Consider the following 15,403-nt stretch of genomic DNA (forward strand, 5'->3'; position numbering starts at 1 on the left):
GGCAGCTGTGGCCCACCCGAGGTATCAACGGAGGCGTTTTAGACCTTATTCAAATCAATGCCACGGGTTTCGGGCAACAGACGCACAGCAAACAGGGTCACCACGCAGAGGACGATGATGTAGAAGCTCGACAGCCAGGACATGTCAATGGAGATGAACAGCTGGTTGAGGTAGGGAGCTGATCCACCAAAGACGGCCACCGAAATCGAGTAGGCCAGACCGATATTGCGGGTACGGAATTTGGTCGGGAAGACTTCAGACATCATGCAGGACAGCAACGCACCGGCTGCTCCGACGATCAACAACGCGATCGTGGCAGCAATGAATAAACTCCAGGGGTTATCCGAGATCATGCTCTTCAGCGGAATCTGGGTGATGATCATCAGCACGGCGAACGTTGCCATAATCGGCCGGCGACCGATGCGGTCGGAGAGGCGTCCCCAGAATGGCAACGAGAACAGAGCGATCAACTGCGCGCCGACGCTGGCCGTATAGGCCAGGGTGGGCTCCATGCTTTGTTCCACGATGGCGTAGGTTGAAACGTAGGAGCTCCACGTGTAGTGGGCGGCGGTAGCGCCACTGACCATACCGATAATGAGCAGAATAGCTTTGGTCTGGGAGAATTTGCGCGGGGTGAGCTGCATCGTGGTTGGCGCGCTGGCCTGTGCCGGGGCAACAGGTGTCTCGTCTGTTTCGTGATGCGCCTGCTCGTGGACGGCGGATTCAGCCATGTTCCGACGCAACAGCAGAGCGACAACGGCCAGGATTGCACCCAAGACGAACGGAATGCGCCATCCCCATGCTGCCAGAGCAGTTTCGTCCACTACCGCCGAGATACCGCCACCGACGCTATATGCCAGCACGGAGCCACCGAAGATGGTGACAAATACGAGCGAGGACCACTGTCCGCGTTTGTGGGCGGGAGCGATTTCAGCAACGTAGGAGTTAGCCGCTGCTGACTCACCGCCGTGGGCCAAGCCCTGGGCGATGCGTAGGAGCAAAAGACCGGCCGAGGCCCACACGCCAATGGTTTCGTAGGTGGGCAAGACGCCGATGAGCACCGAGGCGGTGGCCATAGTCAGCATGGTCATAATCAGGACCGCTTTGCGGCCTTTGCGGTCGGCCATGGCACCGAACAGGATGCCACCCAGCGGGCGGACGAGGAATCCGACCGCGAAAACAGCCAGGGTGGCCAAGAGTGCAGACACCGGATCGCTGTCATCGAACATAGCCCCGGCAATAAAGGGCGCGAAGACCGCGTAGGCGCTCCATTCGTACCATTCCAAAAGCTGGCCGGAGGTGGAAGCAATCAGAGATTTCTTCGGGGCTGCTTGGATGGGTTGGGTGGGTTGGGTGGGTGAGGGTTCTTTGGGCAGGGTGGTGGTCGTCGTCATGACGGTTACCGACTTTCTCGAAAAGTCAGGACCTATGCGGTGGTGAATTGATGGGCGGATTCCAACAGGGCGGGCACTCCGTGCTCCAGACCCGCAGCGAAGCTCGGATCGTCGGGTGCTTCGCCGTTGAGGAATCGGGTGTAGATCGCTTCACAGAAGATAGCGGATTTCCACAGAGCTAGTACCTGGTACCAGTTCAGCTGGGAAAGGTCGAGAGAGGACTCTCGGTTATAGTGGGCCACGAGTTCATCGCGGCTGGGGAAACCGGGTTGACGGGTGACTGGTGTGAGTTCCATGACGGTGGGAGTATCACTGCCACTGGCATAGGTGGCAGCGAAGTAGCCGAGATCAGCAAGCGGATCTCCGAGGGTAGCCATCTCCCAGTCCAGCACCGCCTGGATCTCAGGTGTGGTGCTGGGTGAATACATCAGGTTGCCAATGCGATAGTCGCCGTGGATGACGCTGTGCCGTTGAGTGGTGGGCACATGCCGGCCAAGCCACTGCGATAGCTCATCGACCAGCGGAATATCTCGTTGTGTTTGCTGGGGCCACAGGTGCGTGAAGCGCTCGATCTGGCGTTGTAAATAGCCCTCGGGCCGTCCCAAAGATGCCAGCGGTTCGGTCGAGACATCGAGGCTGTGCAGTTGTTGCAGAGCATCCACTGCGGCAAATCCGATCTGGCGCCGGGCGTCGTCGGATTCGAAGCGTTCGGGTAGCTCTGAGGTGATGACATCACCATCGAGGGTGTCCATGATGTAGAACGGTACGCCCAACAGCTCGCCGGTTTCTTCCACCGCGCGAATCGTGGGCACCGCAAATCCGCGGGTGGCCAAGGCTGATTGCACGCGGGCTTCCCGAATCATGTCGTGGGTTGAGCGCGGGATCGGCGGTCGCGGTCCGCGACGCAAGATCACATCGGCGCCGTCACGCTGAATCCGGAAGGTGGCGTTAGATTGGCCTTCGCCGATCCGTGTGATCTGCAGGCCGCCCTGGCCAATATCGTGCTGATCCAAGAAACGCTCCACGGTGGAGCGAATCAACAGTGGTGGCTCGGGCAGATCGCGGGCCTGTTGCGGAGTCTGAACAACATCAATAAGGGGGGTGGTGTTGGTCATCAGTGTCCCTTGGTCTGGTGGCAGGTGAGGTGTTAGCTGGTGGTGGGCTCAGCGGTGTACTGCGTGCGCAACACACGACGCTGAATCTTGCCGGTCGGGGTCTTGGGCAGGTCGTTGAGGAGGTGTATCTCTTTGGGGGCCTTGAAAGCCGCTAGCTTCTGGTGGACCGTGGCCCGTACGTCCTCGGGGTCGAGGGTTTGACCCTCCTGAACGGAGATGAAGGCGATGACTTTCTCTCCGGAGTACGGGTCCGCAACGCCCACGACCGCAGCTTCTTTAACGCCGGGGTAGTCGTAGATGGCGTCCTCGACCTCGCGCGGCCAGACCTTATAGCCGGAGACATTGATCTGGTCCTTGCGCCGGTCGACAATGTAGATCCAGCCCTCGTCGTCGAGGATGCCGATGTCACCGGTGTATAACCAGCCGTTTTGAATGGTGCTGGCGGTGGCTTCGGGATTGTTTAAATAGTGGTCAATGCACGAGGGGCCCTGGAGTACCAATTCCCCGGGTGTGCCGTTGGGGGCCTGTTGGCCGTCGTCGCCGATAATGCGAGCTGCCACATCCGGCATCGTCTTACCGATGGACAGGCTGGCGGTTTCTTCATGAATCGGGGCCCGCTCACCGAGCGGGACACCGATCACCGCCGAGCTGGTCTCGGTCATGCCGTAGACGTTGTGTATGTAGTGGCCGAAACGATCCTCGAACTGACGCAAGGTCGCCGGAGGCACCGGGGCGCCACCGGTATAGGTCGACTTGAGCGTAGCGAAATCCTCTTCGGTCACGCCCGGGGCATCCAGTAGCGCGTTGTAGACAGTAATGGAGCCCACCATGTGGTTGACATCGCCACGCCGCAGCGCATCCAGCACCACCTCGGTACGGGTCCGGCCACGCAGAATCAGCTTTCCACGGCCTGCGGTGAGCGTCGCGGTGGCACTGCCGACCGCACCGGTGATGTGAAACAGCGGGGCCACGGCCAGCACACCGTCGCCGGGCTGTTGGTGGATCAGCTGCGGGAAGGTCAGTGCGACCGCCGCGAGGTTGCGGTGGGTCGCCAGGGCCCCCTTGGGTGGTCCGGTCGTTCCGGAGGTATAGGTCAGGAGCGCTGCAGTGTCCGCGGTGATCTCCGGCGCGGTGGGGGTTGTGCCCAGGAAAGTCTCCAATTCCTGCCACAGGTCGGGGTCGCTGGGGTCAGTGAGATCAGCGGCAACGACCCACGGTGTGGTGCCGGCCAACCCCCAGGTGGCGGTCTCGGCACCGGTGGTCTCCGAGGACACCAGTCCCACCGCCTGAGAGTCTTGGAGAATGCCGGCCAATTCGTGTTGACCGTACATGGTGTTCAGGATCAGCGGGGTGGCCCCGATCTTCCACAGCGCGAGCATGCACAGCGGAAAACTCACGGTGTTCTGCAACTGGATGCCCACCCGTTGCCCGGGCTCGACACCTCGAGATTGAAAATAGCTTCCCAGAGCGTTCGTCAGGTCCTCGGTGCGTTCAACGGTGTAATCGTTGGTGTGATCAGTCAGTGCGATCGCTTGTGGTTCGTCCGCGACGCGCTGGCGCCACAGCTGCGTCAACGTGGTGTTGATATCCATGTGTGTGTTGTCCCTCCAACAGGTCCGACCGATCGTTCGCTCGGTCGTGCATAATGTAATTTATATCACGTTTAGCTACCAGGAGGGTACTCATGGACAAAGATGAGGTGGTCACAATTCATCCGCGCATGTTGCCGCTACAACTTCCGCTACATCCCATTGCCCAAGCAGCGCTGAGCTGCTTTGCGGTGAGTGGATATCACGGCACCAGTATTCGCAAGATCGCCCAAACGGCTGGGCTTTCGGTGCCCGGGATCTATCACCATTTCGGCTCAAAACACGAGATTTTGGTCGAGATCTGTAACGTGGCGATGCATGAGCTGATCGATGCGTCACAGCGGGCTGTTGACCATGCTGGTCCAGACCCGCTGGACCGTTATGATGCGCTGGTGGAATGCCTCGTGCAGTTCCACGCCGACTTTGCCGCGGTAGCCTTCGTGTCGTTTACCGAGATTCGTGCGCTGAACGGTGATGCCCGTGACCACCACATTGCCCAGCGCCGTCGCGAACAGGATCTCGTGCGTCGGGTGGTTGATGAGGGCATCGCTGCCGGGGTATTCACCACCCGAGACCCCGGGGATGTGGCCCGAGCCGTGGTCAGCATTTGCCTAGGCATTTCGCGCTGGTACCGCCAAGACGGTCCGCTGAGTTTGGATCAGGTCTGCGCAATTCACGTGCGTATCGCCCGCGCCACCGCCGGATGCATCCAGGCACCGGAAGAATTACCCACCGATCGGCGGTGTGTGAGCGTCTAGCGGGTGGCCAGGACCTCGGCAATACTGGCCACGGCCGGCTCATTTTGCAGACTGGTGGTATCGCCGAGGGTGTCCCCGGTGTAGAGCTGGGTGAGTAGCCGTCGCATGATCTTGCCCGAACGCGTCTTGGGCACATCCGGGACGACCACGATGTCCTTGGGTTTGGCCACCGGGCCGATCGTCTGCGAAACCAGCTCACGTAACTCGGCCACCGCTTCCTCGGCGGCGAATCCGTCCCGCGTGACCACAAAAGCGATCGCAGCGTGACCGGTTTTGGCATCCGGTACCGGGGTGACGCCGGCTTCAACCACCTGCGGGTGTGTCACCAAGGCGGACTCGATCTCGATGGTGGATAACCGGTGACCGGAAATGTTGATCACATCGTCAATCCGGCCCAGAATCCAGGTGTCCCCGTCGGCATCCACCTTCGCCCCGTCACCGGCCACAAACCAGCCACGGGAGTCTTCCGCATCGGCGTAGTCCTTCCAGTACGAGTTAAAGAACCGCGCCGGATTGCCCCACACGGTCCGTGCCATCGCTGGTCCGGGTCGGGTGATCACCACCACGCCCTGCTGACCGGCTGGGGTCGGGTGCCCGTTGTCATCGACCACCGCGGTGTGGACCCCGGGCAACGGCCGGGAGCCACACCCGGGTTTGAACTCGGTGTCATCCTGTCGCGGTGAGAGCACCGTCGCACCGGTTTCGGACTGCCACCAGGTATCGACCATGGGGACCTGGCCACCACCGAGCTGGGTGCGCGCCCACCGCCAGGCCTCAGGGTTGACTGCCTCGCCCACGGTCCCGAGTAGCCGAATACTGCTCAAATCATAGCCGGGCTCCACCCCGTCGGGGTGCCACCCCATCAACGATCGGATCAGCGTCGGGGCGGTGTAATAGCTGGTCACCCCGTAACGCTGGATTACCTCAAAGTGCCGGCCCGGATGTGGCTGGTTGGGCACCCCCTCATAAATCACCTGCGTGACCCCATTCGATAGGGGGCCGTAGAGTTCGTAGGTATGGGCGGTGACCCACGCTAGATCGGCGGTGCACCAATGCACGTCCTGGTCCCGGGTCGCGATATCCGGATTCGAAAAGAGATAGTCATAGGACCACGACGCCTGGGTGAGATAGCCGGCCGAGGTATGCACTAGTCCTTTCGGCTGACCGGTGGTGCCCGAGGTGTACATGATGAACAGCGGGTGCTCGGCGTCAAAAAACTCCGGGGTGTGGGTCGCAGGCTGCCGATCCACGATCTCGTGCCACCACACGTCTCGACCCGGCACCCAGGTGATCTCGTCTTGATGACCGGTGCGGTTGAGCACCAGCACGTGCTCAATGTTGTTTTCCCCGGCTACCGCGGCATCGGACGCGTCTTTGACCGGTACGGCTTTGCCCCGCCGGAACTGCCCATCGGAGGTGACCAGCAACTTCGCCGCGGTATTCTCCACCCGGAACTTCAGGGCTTCGGCCGAAAAACCGCCGAAGACCAGTGAGTGCACCGCCCCAATGCGGGCACACGCCAGTGCGATCACCACGGTCTCGACCAGCACCGGCAGATAGACCACCACGCGATCGCCGGGGCCAATGCCCAGCTCGGTTAGCGCATGGGCGGTCTGAGAGACCTCGGCGAGCAACTGCCGGTAGGTCACCGCCCGCCGATCGCCGGGCTCGCCCTCAAAATACAGGGCCACCTTCTCGCCCAGACCGTTGTCCACGTGCCGATCCAGGCAATTCACCGCCACATTGAGCTTGCCACCGGAAAACCACCGCATCACCGGGCCACGTTCGGCGGCTGGTGAAGGATTGGTCCAGGTGTGTACCGTGTCGAATGGCTCGTGCCAGTCCAACCGTTGGGCGGCAGCCTCCCAGAAGGCGATCCGCGCCCGCTCGTCCACTGGCTGTCCATCGCCGCGACCGCCGTGTAAGAGCTCGGGATCTCGACCGGGATGCACATCCGGATCGGCGGCGTCCACGATCTCGGCGGGCAACGGTCCGGGCACGATGCCTGGCAGTCCGGTCTGCTCCGGGGTGAGTGGCTGGTACTCAGAAGTAAAAAGCTGTGCGGCCAACCCGGCCGGATACCGCTGATCAACCTGGACGGGCTCGGCGATCAGGGACTGAAAGATTTCCCGATCAGAGGGGTGGGACGCGGAACGCTCAGTGGGTGTTGCGGACACGAAAAATCGCACCTTCCTTCCATCGCTTCTGGCATGAGCACCTGCCGAATCGACAATGGAGTCGGTGGTTGCTGCGGCGTTATCGAGCCAGATCTCTGCTACCGCTCTGGATGGTCGTACTGCCCTCTAGTCTAGGTCGTCGATCAAGCGGTCAACACCGAGGTGTCGCAGACCGACATCTTGTGAGATCAGCAATAACACGGACCCGCCGCGAGCCCGCTTGTGGTCGTCGAGAACGCCCCACAAGCTGATATCTGCACTAAAAGTAGGAAAGTCTTAGCAGTCATACATACAGTCGCTATAGTTGCTAAATAAAGATAGGTGAGGCTAAGCTTGCCGTTAGCTTTGAGTATTCACCATCACCCGCCGGATACGATCCCGTCGAGAAGAGGTCACCTACCGTGCAGACCGTCCAACGCGCACCGAGAACATCACGCAGTGGCCAGCGCGCCACACTGGCAGCCCTGCTAGCCACCCTGCTGTTTGTTATCACCGGTTGTGGCGGACAGGCTAGTGGCACCGTTGATGTTGGCCAGGCCCTGGACAACGCCCAGTTCATCGACAACCCCAAGGATTACGAAGGCCCCACCACCGCGCATTTGGCCAATTCGGCGATCGACCCGATCGCCACCAACCCGCAATCCCAGTTGCCGGTTACCGTCACCGACGCCCAAGGCACTCAAGTCACCGTGACCGATACCTCCCGGATTCTGGCGGTGGACCTCTACGGCACCGCCTCCCGGACCGTCTATGAGCTCGGCCTCGGCGATCATGTGGTTGGCCGCGATATCTCTTCGGGTTTTGCCGAGATCGCCGAAAAACCGTTGGTAACCGAAAACGGGCACGATCTCAACGCCGAAGCCATCCTCGAGCTGGCTCCGACCGTGATCATCACCGACACCTCCCTCGGACCCTGGGACGTGATGTTGCAGATGCGCGATGCCGGTATTCCGGTGGTTGCTATCGACTCCAAGCGCGATGTCGACACCGTTGACGAACTCACCATGCAGATCGCCGAAGCCCTGGGCGTACCCGAAGAAGGCCAAAAGCTCGCCGAACGCATCCAGGCCGACACCGAGGAGATGCTGGCAGAAATCCAGCAGTACGTGCCCGAATCCGACGACGAGAAGTTACGCATGATGTTCCTTTACGTCCGTGGCCAGGCCGGGGTCTACTACATCTTCGGGCCCGGCTCCGGCACCGATTCGTTGATCAAAGGTGTCGGTGGGATCGATGTGGCCGATGAGATCGGCTGGGAGGGCATGATGCCGATGACCGACGAAGCGATCGTGGAAGCCCAACCCGATCTAGTGCTGATGATGACCAAGGGGCTCGAATCGGTCGACGGAGTCGACGGGTTAATGACTGCCGTGCCCGCTCTCGCGCACACTCCCGCCGGCAAAAAGCGCCGGATTGTCGACATGTCCGACTACGAAGTGCTCTCCTTTGGCCCCAATACCGCCGGCATCCTCGAGGCGCTCGCCGTGGCCATCTACGCACCCGACCCCGCAGGTACCTCCACCGACGAATCTGGTACCTCCACCGAAGAGTAGAGCCTGCCCATGAAGACCCCGACGACCCCGGCTACTCCGGCAATTCCGCTGTACTTCGCCCCGCATCAGACCGTGGGCGATAACGTCGACACCGGCCTGCTCAACTCCGCTGCCACCCGCACAGTGTTGCAGAGCCAGTCCCACGGACGCGCCCGCTGGCTTTTCGTGGTGCTCACGGCCTTGTTCATCGTCCTGATCCTGGTCTCAGCCGGGATCGGTCAGATGCAGATCGCACCGCTAGAAGTCATCTCCTCGGTGCTTCGCGGGATCGGGATCGACACCGGCATCGAATCCGAGCACACCTACTACGAAGCCGCCCTATGGGATGTGCGCTTCCCGCGGGTGGCACTCGCGGTGATCGTCGGCGCTGGATTGGCCACCGGCGGGGTACTGATGCAGGGCGTGTTCGGCAACCCCCTGGCCGAACCCGGCATCGTCGGGGTCTCCGCCGGTGCGGCTGCCTTCGCCTCGGTGGTTATCGCCCTGGGCCTGAGTGTCTTCGGTGCCTGGACTTTGGTGTGTGGCGCCTTCATCGGCGGGCTACTCGCCACCACCCTGGTGTATCTCACCGCCCGCAAAAACGGTCGGACCGAAGTAGTCACCCTGATCCTCACCGGCGTTGCGGTCAACGCGGTGGCCGGAGCCCTCACCGCGGTGATGACCTTCATCGGCGACACCTCCGCCCGCGAAGAAATCGTCTTCTGGCAACTGGGTTCGCTGAATGGCACGCGCTGGCAAGACGTCTCCGTCGCCGCACCGGTGATGCTGATTGGTATTGGTCTCTGCCTGTTCTACACCCGCCAGCTTGACCTTTTGGCCCTGGGTGAACGCCAGGCCCGCCACCTGGGAGTCGATGTGGAATCGCTACGCCGACAGATCATCATTCTCGTGGCAGTCATCACCTCCGCGGCTGTTGCCTTCTCCGGCATCATTGCCTTCGTGGGCCTGGTGGTACCCCACATCATCCGCATGATCGTCGGCCCTGGCCACCGCGTGCTGCTCCCCGCCTCGATCATCGGGGGAGCGGTGCTCCTGCTGGCAGCCGATTCTGCTGCGCGCACGATCATTCCCTACGCGGATCTACCGATCGGAATTCTGACCGCCCTGGCCGGTGGACCGTTCTTCTTCTACTTGATTCGTCGCACCCGACGTGGCGCCGGGGGGTGGAACTAATGACCCACACTGCTCACGGTGCCCCCATCCGGAACTCCCGGCCCAACCATCGCGCCCCGGTGCTGGTTGCCGACAACGTGTCCGTGACGATCGGGGAGCAGTACCTGATTGACCACCTGGACTTGGAGGTCTACCCCGGTGAAGTCGTCGCACTAGTCGGTCCCAACGGTGCCGGAAAATCGACGTTCTTGGCCACGCTCACTGGCGATACCACCCCGAGCGCCGGCACCGTGACGCTCTACGGAACCGAGCTGTCCGAGCTGCGCCCCGCCCAGATGGCCCGATTGCGCGCGGTGCAACTCCAAGAAAATCGGGTCGCCTTTGCCTTTACTGCCAGTGAGGTCGTGCGATTGGGTCGAGCCGCCTGGGCCGGCACCGGTGAAGAAGCCCGTGACGATGCCGTGGTCTACGAGGTCATGCACGCCACCGAGGTCACCCCACTGGCCCAGCGCGCCTATCCGCAACTGTCTGGAGGCGAGAAAGCTCGCACCACCTTCGCCCGCACCCTGGCCCAAGAGACTCGGATGCTGCTCCTTGACGAGCCCACCGCCGCGATGGATATCCGCCACCAAGAACACGTGCTGCGCCACGTCCGCCAGCGCGCGAACGCCGGAGCAGCCGTGGTGGTGGTCATTCACGATCTGTCGGTGGCCGCAGCCTACGCCGACCGGATCATGATGATCAGCAATGGTCGCCACATCCGCACCGGAACCCCGAAGCAGGTGCTGACCGCACAGCTGATCACCGAGGTCTACGGTCATCCGGTCGATGTGTTGCAACACCCCACCAACGGGGAGCTGATCATCGCCCCGGTCCGTGACCGCCCCCGACGCTCAGCACTATCACCCACACCATCACCTACGACATCTGGAAGTTGCATTCATGAAAACTCATTGTTTCACTGAATCTCGCACGCTGGCCCACGCTGGGCGTACCGTGCGTACTAGCCTGCCGGCTCACCTGCTGGCGGGCCTGCTCGCTGTGGTCATCGCTGTGGCCTGCCTGGCTGGAGTCATCGGCCACCAGCTACTGACAGCCTCCAGTGCCTCTGCCGCCCCGCAGGTGGCGATCTCCGGACTGGACGGCCAAGCCAAGGTGCGCGCTAGTGGCATCACCGATATCACCGTCAGTGGCCGGGGCTTCCAGTCACTGCAGGGCGGGTTCGGCGGCATCTACGTGGCCTTCGGCTGGGTGGATGATCCCCGCGGTGGTTCGTGGAAACCCTCTCAGGGTGGAAAGACCGGCGTGAACTACATGTACGTCCCCGATACCGAGGCCAAGGATAATAACGGCTACCTGCGCTTTGTGACCTTCCCCGGCTCATCCACCGCTTCGGCCGCTAACGGCGGAACCCTGGCCGCCGACGGGACGTGGAAGCTCACCATGCGTACCCCGGGCGCGAAGTTCAACGCCGTGGACCGTCAGGGCAACCAAAAAACCGTGGACTGCACCAAAGTCACCTGTGGGATCATCACCATCGGCGCCCACGGCGTGCACAACCCGTCCAATGAATCCTTCACTCCGGTCGAGATCGTCGGTGCTGCCGGCGACACCGTCTCGGTGAGTGTCGATGACTCCGCTGCAGCCGCCAACCGCAGTGCTGCGGGTCACCACACTGGCGGTGGCGGCCAGGCCGGAACCGTGGAGAACCCTCAGCAGGCCGCCGTCGATGCGGCTGCGGCTGATCTGGCCAACGGACAGCCAGCTGAACAGGATGAGGCCGGCGACTCCGCCGGCGCTGTAGACGCCGGACAGGCAGAAGAACTGACCGACAACACCGCTGAGGCCAACGCCGCCTTTGCCACCGTCGGGCTACAACAAGAGGCCATCCAGGCCGGTCACGTGCTGGGCTTCACCGGGCAAGGTTTCCAACCGGGCGAGCAAGTGGTCGTCACCCTGGGCGATGGTTCTTCTGGAGCCGGCCCGTTGACCGCCGGTGCAACAGGAGAAGTAGCCGGAGCGATCCCGATCCCCGACGATGCCAGTCCGGGCACCCACACGCTACGACTCACCGGCGCCTCCTCGGAACAAACCGTTGAAGCCCAATTCACGGTCGCGGCCAACGCCACCGCGACCTCGGCCGAGAACTCCAGCTGGTGGTCCCCGGCCTTCATCACGGTCTTGTGTCTGGCCGCGGCCATCCTGATCTTTGTCATCGTCTGCGTCATCGTCTCGCTCCTCAAGCGTCGCCGGGCCCGAGCAACTGTCTCCGAGCAGCCTGACCAGTCTGACCCATACGACGAATACGACCAGCAGGACGATGTCGATCCAGAACCCGAACTGGAGGAATATGATGACGCCACCCAGATGACCGAGGAGATCTCGGCCAGCCACGACCCTTACGCCACCGTGCCAGCCGCCTCGCCAGCAACGGCACCGGCTGAGCGCCTCTCGGGCGGTGGACGCCACCGCCACCTCAGCTCCTCGGACCGGTGGTGAGCCATGGCTAACACCACCCCAACCCGGCAAGCCGCTCGGCGCTGTCTGCGCAGACTCGGCGCACCACGACGCGCGTCGGCAGTGACTGCATTGTTGACGGCACTGCTGTTGGTCCTAACCGCATTGCTCAGCGTCCCGCTGGCCGCCAGCCCCGCCATCGCCTCACTCGATGACTCATCGGACGCCCAGGGGTCCTCACGTCGCCAGGTCGATATTGGCGTCGAGATTCCCGAGGGCCTCAACGCCCGGGTCACTCCCGACCAACAAGGCAATTTCACCATCGACAACGCCCAGTTCCGGTGGGGGATCAACGTCGAATCCAACGCCGGGGCCTTCTTCGGCGGCTGCAATTGGCTGCAAGCCGGAAAGGCCGGCAACTGGGGCCGGTCCGAGGTCTGGAGCAACGACAGGTTGTTCAAGGTCAAAGAGGGCAATGTCCGGATCGAAAAACGGCTCGGCGCCACACAGTGGACCACCCCCACCTGGCAGAACAAATGCCAGGATCTCACCGGTTCGACACCCCGCACGGTGCTGACCAACCCCGCAGAAACCGGCACCCAGGCCGAAGTCGTGATCGATGGTGGTCAAGGCCACTACGATGCGACCACCGATACTCTCCGGATCAAGTGGAAGGGGAGCTTTACGGTGGTGTTCTACGGCGGGATGACCTACTGGTGGGCCACCGACCCGGTGCTAGAGCTCACCAACGGCAAAGGCACGCTCACCGCGGACCTGGGTGGGTACGGCGCGGACATGTACGACCTGTCCAAATGGACGGTGCTGGAAACCCACAAAAAGGTGCCCATGGCCACCATCAACTCCGTGTCAATGAAAACCGACCCACAGACCAAACAACTCAACGGGTTGACCACCACCCCTCGCTACCGCGGGGTGAAAGTTGATGTTGCCGCGGTGGGTCCCTCCAACCCGCAAAACCGCAACGAACCCAACTGGGGTTCTTTCCCCCAACAGTTCGTGGACTTCCAGGTCCTGACCGGTCAAGCCGGCTACTGGTACACCACAGGTGGGCTGCGTGACCCGGCCAAACCCCCGACTCCGATCACTGTCTCCTTCGACGCCACCCGCCCGATCTCGTCCGGCAGCGCCACCGAGGTCCCCCCACAGCTGACGGAACCCAGTGAGGCGACCCAGCCGCCCGCGCCCCAGGCACCGTTGCAGACCGTCAGGAACCCGGCCGGTAGCGCTCGGGTCCCCTCAGCCGGCTGGGCCTCTCCCACCGGGCCCTCGACCACCGCCAGTTACGAACCGCTGGATCTCAGTGCGCTGCTGGCCGCCATGGGTCACCCGGCCGCGCCAGAAGCCACTGGACTCGCCGATGCCAACGCGGCCGCTCAAGCCGCCGAGGAAGCCAAAACTTCCTACGGGCAGCCCGTAGCCGCCCAAGACATTGACTGGCTGGGAGGCAACTTGATCCCCGACGACGTCGCGCAATTCCTCCAGGATCACCGCGAAGCCTTCCTGTGGGCGCTGGCCGGACTGCTGGTGATCGGCGCCGGCACCGGTCTAGCCTTCTGGCGCGGCTGGCTCGTACTGCCCTGGAAAAACTGACCCTGCCACCACCACAATCCCCTTTCCTGCCAACCCTTCAACCGATCAATCCATCAACTCACCACGCAAGGAGAGACATGCAGAACAAGATCACACGCCTGTTGGGCGGTGTCGCCGGTATCGCGCTATTGGCCGGTGGCCTGACCGCCACCGACGCCAACGCCGATCAGAACCTCCCGGTCAGCGACGTGCAGTTTAGCTGGGCCGTCAACGAAGAAGCCGGTGGCGGTGCCTTCTTCGGTGGCGCCAACTGGCTGGTGGCCGGCGAGGTCGGCAATGTGCACGGCGATCAGAACCGCGGTGCCACCGTCTGGGATGAAAAGAAGGACGCCAAGTACTTCACGAATCGCGACGGCAACGTCACCATCACCCGCCCGGATGCCCAGGGAAACCAGGTGCCAGCCACCTGGGCGGCCCGGAATTTTGAATCCATCACCGCCGATGGTGAGCCTGCCGGAAACCGTTTGAAAACAGCCCCGGGCTCCTCTTCCTGGAATCAGGCTAATATTGCCGCCGGTTCCGGCACCGTTGATCCCGAAGGCGAGAACGCCGAGATCTCCTGGGACGGTTCCTTCACCACCGTGTTCTACGGCGGGATGACCTACTGGAGCATCAACGATCCGAAGCTGACCGTCACCAACGGCAAGGGCGAACTGACCGCGACCCTGACCGGTTACGGCGCTGATATGTACGACCTGTCCAAGTGGGTCAAGCTCGATCCGATGCACAATGCCACCGTGGCCACCTTCTCCGATGTCGACGTGACCGAGACCGGGATCGAGATCAAGCCCGATTACCTGGGCGTTGCGGTTGAGGTTGAAGCCAACGGCCCCTCCAACCCGCAGAAGCGGGAGGGCAAACACTGGGGTTCCTTCCCCCAGGATACAGTGGACTTCAACGTCGGCACTGGCCAGGCCGGGTACTGGTATTCCACCGGCGGCCAGGTCGACCCCAAGAAACCGGCCGCCCCGATCTCGGTGTCCTACCCCAAGGTGGAAGCCCCGGCCCAGCCGACCCCCGAGCATGAAGATTGCACCACCGCCGGGGCAGCTGACGGTGAGAACACCGAATGTGTCGATACCGATGTGACCATCCCCGATGCTGATCAGAACCAACCTGGCCCTGGCAACCCCGGCGGACCCGATGAAGGTCCCGGCGATGGTGACGGTGATGACACCCCCACCGGCGCGTTCAAGTTGACCATCGAGAAGAACCAGACCTCCCTGGGCCAGGGTGAAGTGGATCAGGCTGGTGGGGTGGTGGCCTCCGGCCGCCTGCCCGAGGCCACCGTGCTCGATACCCGCTCGAACTCTCAGGGCTGGAACGTGACCGGACAGGCCTCGGCCTTCCAGAACGCCGCGGGAACCGAATCCTTCGGCGCAGCCGCCCTGGGCTGGGTGCCGCGGGTGACCCAAACCGGTCAGACAGCACGAGCCGGTGCCGAGGTGAAGCCCAATGTGGAGAACGGTTTGGCCGCCAACCGCACGCTGGCTACCGCCACCGGCGCTACCGGTGAAAAGACCACCCTGGGTGCGGAACTGAACCTCAACGTGTTGCAACAGAATATCCCCTCCGGTGGGAACTACCGCTCGGTGCTGACCGTGACCGCCATCGCGAAGTAGCCCAGCAGAGTATT

General features: G+C 62.5%; 11 protein-coding genes and 1 riboswitch. Of the genes, 7 read left to right on the plus strand and 4 right to left on the minus strand.

Annotated elements, in window-relative coordinates; translation table 11 throughout:
• Positions 1-38: 38 nt before the first annotated feature.
• The 3 genes from DYI20_RS01980 to DYI20_RS01990 are packed head-to-tail and all read right to left on the minus strand — an operon-like array spanning position 39 to position 4,101.
• Entirely contained in the window at positions 39-1,394 is a 1,356-nt protein-coding gene (locus DYI20_RS01980; RefSeq protein WP_110101317.1) for an MFS transporter, read from the minus strand.
• A gap of 32 nt (positions 1,395-1,426) precedes the next feature.
• Positions 1,427-2,509 (minus strand): phosphotransferase family protein, encoded by a 1,083-nt coding sequence (locus DYI20_RS01985; RefSeq protein WP_110101318.1) that lies wholly within the window; start codon positions 2,507-2,509, stop codon positions 1,427-1,429.
• Between the two features lie 32 nt (positions 2,510-2,541).
• On the minus strand, positions 2,542-4,101 hold the full coding sequence (locus tag DYI20_RS01990) for a class I adenylate-forming enzyme family protein (RefSeq protein ID WP_110101319.1): 1,560 nt from the start codon (positions 4,099-4,101) through the stop codon (positions 2,542-2,544).
• 92 nt (positions 4,102-4,193) lie between these two features.
• Between DYI20_RS01990 and DYI20_RS01995 the strand changes: the two genes are divergently transcribed.
• Complete coding sequence (locus DYI20_RS01995) at positions 4,194-4,856, plus strand: TetR/AcrR family transcriptional regulator (RefSeq protein ID WP_110099142.1); 663 nt, start codon at positions 4,194-4,196, stop codon at positions 4,854-4,856.
• Here DYI20_RS01995 and acs read toward each other — a convergent pair.
• Positions 4,853-6,829, minus strand: a complete 1,977-nt coding sequence (acs, locus tag DYI20_RS02000) for an acetate--CoA ligase (protein ID WP_370443921.1) — start codon at positions 6,827-6,829, stop codon at positions 4,853-4,855. The genes DYI20_RS01995 and acs overlap by 4 nt on opposite strands.
• A 220-nt stretch (positions 6,830-7,049) precedes the next feature.
• Positions 7,050-7,150, minus strand: a riboswitch (SAM riboswitch).
• Between the two features lie 284 nt (positions 7,151-7,434).
• Between acs and DYI20_RS02005 the strand changes: the two genes are divergently transcribed.
• The 6 genes from DYI20_RS02005 to DYI20_RS02030 all read left to right on the plus strand — a co-directional run bounded on the left by DYI20_RS02005 (position 7,435) and on the right by DYI20_RS02030 (position 15,389).
• The gene (locus tag DYI20_RS02005; RefSeq protein ID WP_110101321.1) at positions 7,435-8,586 is read left to right on the plus strand and encodes a heme/hemin ABC transporter substrate-binding protein; all 1,152 of its coding nucleotides are present in this window, start codon (positions 7,435-7,437) and stop codon (positions 8,584-8,586) included.
• A 9-nt stretch (positions 8,587-8,595) separates the two neighbouring features.
• Entirely contained in the window at positions 8,596-9,759 is a 1,164-nt protein-coding gene (locus DYI20_RS02010) for a FecCD family ABC transporter permease (RefSeq protein WP_110101322.1), read from the plus strand.
• Complete coding sequence (locus DYI20_RS02015) at positions 9,759-10,664, plus strand: heme ABC transporter ATP-binding protein (protein WP_110101323.1); 906 nt, start codon at positions 9,759-9,761, stop codon at positions 10,662-10,664. Before DYI20_RS02010 ends, DYI20_RS02015 begins: the two co-directional genes overlap by 1 nt.
• Entirely contained in the window at positions 10,642-12,198 is a 1,557-nt protein-coding gene (locus DYI20_RS02020; RefSeq protein WP_110101324.1) for a hypothetical protein, read from the plus strand. The genes DYI20_RS02015 and DYI20_RS02020 overlap by 23 nt, the downstream gene beginning before the upstream one ends.
• A 3-nt stretch (positions 12,199-12,201) precedes the next feature.
• Entirely contained in the window at positions 12,202-13,767 is a 1,566-nt protein-coding gene (locus tag DYI20_RS02025) for an HtaA domain-containing protein (protein ID WP_122548726.1), read from the plus strand.
• A gap of 77 nt (positions 13,768-13,844) precedes the next feature.
• Complete coding sequence (locus tag DYI20_RS02030) at positions 13,845-15,389, plus strand: HtaA domain-containing protein (protein ID WP_122548727.1); 1,545 nt, start codon at positions 13,845-13,847, stop codon at positions 15,387-15,389.
• Positions 15,390-15,403: the final 14 nt, after the last annotated feature.

This window comes from Auritidibacter ignavus, assembly GCF_003703835.1.
Taxonomy (GTDB): Bacteria; Actinomycetota; Actinomycetes; order Actinomycetales; family Micrococcaceae; genus Auritidibacter; species Auritidibacter ignavus.

Bases quoted from the DNA above. Each gene is read 5' to 3' on its own strand.
- DYI20_RS01980 (WP_110101317.1), bottom strand. From the start codon at position 1,394: ATGACGACGACCACCACCCTGCCCAAAGAACCCTCACCCACCCAACCC.
- DYI20_RS01985 (WP_110101318.1), bottom strand. From the start codon at position 2,509: ATGACCAACACCACCCCCCTTATTGATGTTGTTCAGACTCCGCAACAG.
- DYI20_RS01990 (WP_110101319.1), bottom strand. From the start codon at position 4,101: ATGGATATCAACACCACGTTGACGCAGCTGTGGCGCCAGCGCGTCGCG.
- DYI20_RS01995 (WP_110099142.1), top strand. From the start codon at position 4,194: ATGGACAAAGATGAGGTGGTCACAATTCATCCGCGCATGTTGCCGCTA.
- DYI20_RS02010 (WP_110101322.1), top strand. From the start codon at position 8,596: ATGAAGACCCCGACGACCCCGGCTACTCCGGCAATTCCGCTGTACTTC.
- DYI20_RS02015 (WP_110101323.1), top strand. From the start codon at position 9,759: ATGACCCACACTGCTCACGGTGCCCCCATCCGGAACTCCCGGCCCAAC.
- DYI20_RS02020 (WP_110101324.1), top strand. From the start codon at position 10,642: ATGAAAACTCATTGTTTCACTGAATCTCGCACGCTGGCCCACGCTGGG.
- DYI20_RS02025 (WP_122548726.1), top strand. From the start codon at position 12,202: ATGGCTAACACCACCCCAACCCGGCAAGCCGCTCGGCGCTGTCTGCGC.
- DYI20_RS02030 (WP_122548727.1), top strand. From the start codon at position 13,845: ATGCAGAACAAGATCACACGCCTGTTGGGCGGTGTCGCCGGTATCGCG.